The following is a 2,171-nucleotide window of genomic DNA, read 5'->3' as shown; positions in this document are numbered from 1 at the left end:
GACCTCGATGAAGGGCGCCAAGGGCCTGCTGATCTCGATCACCGGCGGCCGCGACCTGACGCTGTTCGAAGTCGACGAAGCGGCGACCCGTATCCGCGAGGAAGTCGACCAGGACGCCAACATCATCCTGGGCGCCACTTTCGACGAGGAACTCGAAGGCGTCATCCGCGTCTCGGTGGTTGCCACCGGCATCGACAAATCGGCGGCTGAAATCGCCGCTGCGCCGATCTCGATCCGCACGGCGCCTCCGAAGCCGGTCAGCCGCCCGGCGGCTCAGATCGCGGAGGCTCGCCCGGCGCCTGTCCAGCAGGCGGCCTACGAGCCACGCGCTGTCGACCCTGTCGCCGAAGCCATCCATCTGGCCGAAGCCAATGCCGCGGCGATGGCGCAGGCGCGCCCGGCTCCTGTCGCTCACGCAGAAGATTTCCGCCCGCAGAGCAAAATCTTCCAGGCGCCGCCAGCACAGCCGATGCCGCAGCCGGTGGTCCAGCAGATGCAGCCGGCCCCGCAGCCGCGCGAGATGCTGCGCGAAGCCCCGCAGCCTGTTGCCATGGCACCTCAGCGTATGCCGCGCGTCGAGGACTTCCCGCCGGTCGTCAAGGCCGAGGTGGATGCCAAGAGCCGCCCGGTGGACCACGAGAACAACAGCGGACCGATCGGCCTGCTGAAGCGCCTGACCAACGGACTGCCCCGCCGCGAGGAAGAACCCGCAAGGCTGCAGCCGGCGCAGCCGCGCGAGCCCAAGCTGCGCCAGGCCGCGCCCGAAGTGCGCCGCCTCGCCAGCCAGGATGCGCAGCTCTATGCGCCGCGCCGTGGCCAACTCGACGATCAGGGCCGCCTGACGCCGCAGGTGAGGACGACTCAGGAAGACGATCAGCTGGAGATTCCGGCGTTCCTGCGCCGCCAGGCCAACTGATTGGTAAACGGACTGTAACATTTGTTAACAGGCAAGCGAGGAATCGCTTGCCTGTTAACGTTTTAAATGCTGTGATTTCAACAGCTTACAAAGTCGCGCCCATTCCAGTTCGCGGTTACACAGAGTAAGAAACCGTGATTTGGAGTCTCCCTGACGGGACATTATCTTCGCTGCCTACCATCATCGGTTTGCCGGGATTTCGGGGGAAGTCGCCCTGCCAGCCGATTCACACAAGAGCCGCGCCCTCGGGCTGGAGAAGCGGACCTAGGCATTACGGGCTTATGGGGATTGTCTTGCACGACTATCAGACGACATTGAAGACGCGCGCGTCGCTTACTGGCACCGGCGTCCACAGCGGCAAGGAAGTGTCCATCAGCTTCATGCCGGCGGATGCCGACGCCGGCATCGTTTTCCAGCTTTTCAACGGTGCCGAGCAGGGCCGCGAGTTTCGTGCCCTGGTCTCGGAAGTCGGCGCCACCGACCTGTGCACCATGCTTGGTGATCCCGCCGGCGAGCATATTGCCACGGTCGAGCACATCATGGCGGCGCTGTTTGGGCTCGGCATCGACAATGTCGCTGTCGAGATCGATGGTTCCGAGGTTCCGATCTTCGATGGCAGCGCCACGGCGTTCGTCGAAGCCATCGACCAGGCGGGCATCGAGACGCTTTCGGTCAAGCGCCGCTATATCAGGGTCATCAAGCCGGTCCGCATCGAGAACGGCGCCTCGTGGGCGGAGTTTCGGCCCTATGACGGAACCCGTTTCGAGATCGAGATCGACTTCGAAAGCCCGGCGATAGGCCGTCAGCTGTTTGCCTCCGACCTCAATGCCGATATTTTCCGTCGCGACATCGCGCGTGCCCGCACCTTCGGCTTCATGAAGGATGTCGAGCGGCTGTGGGCTGCAGGCTATGCGCTCGGCTCCTCGCTGGAGAATTCGCTGGTGATCGGCGACGACAACCGCGTCATCAACATGGGCGGCCTGCGCTATCCCAACGAATTCGTGCGCCATAAAACGCTGGACGCCATGGGCGACCTGGCGCTGGCCGGCGCCCGCTTCATCGGCTGCTTCCGCTCCTATCGCGGCGGCCACAGGATGAATGCCGCGGCCCTGCGCCGCCTGCTGTCGGATCGCACGGCGTTCGAGATCGTCGAGACGACGCGCCGGGAGCGTGGCCGCAGCGCCGAGATGAACGCCGTCAACGCGCCGCTCTACGCGCCCTGGATGATCTGATTTTTCCAGTTTTTTCGGGTTCC

Annotated in this window: 1 protein-coding gene and 1 pseudogene; both read left to right on the top strand. The window is 64.4% G+C overall.

All coding sequences use genetic code 11. From position 1 onward, the window contains the following. Window positions 1–916: pseudogene (locus EN914_RS32980) on the top strand (cell division protein FtsZ); the annotation flags it as partial. Window positions 917–1,197: 281 nt separating this feature from the next. Next, window positions 1,198–2,148, top strand: a complete 951-nt coding sequence (gene lpxC, locus EN914_RS32975) for a UDP-3-O-acyl-N-acetylglucosamine deacetylase (RefSeq protein ID WP_024501460.1) — start codon at window positions 1,198–1,200, stop codon at window positions 2,146–2,148. The last annotated feature ends 23 nt before the right edge of the window (window positions 2,149–2,171 follow it).

This window comes from Mesorhizobium sp. M7A.F.Ca.CA.001.08.2.1 (assembly GCF_003998455.1).
Classification (GTDB): domain Bacteria; phylum Pseudomonadota; class Alphaproteobacteria; order Rhizobiales; family Rhizobiaceae; genus Mesorhizobium; species Mesorhizobium ciceri.
Note: the sequence above shows the minus strand (reverse complement) of the source record. Positions and strands in the feature narration are given on the sequence as shown.

What these genes read in the sequence shown, in the direction of transcription:
- lpxC (WP_024501460.1), top strand. Translation starts at nt 1,198, where the DNA reads ATGGGGATTGTCTTGCACGACTATCAGACGACATTGAAGACGCGCGCG.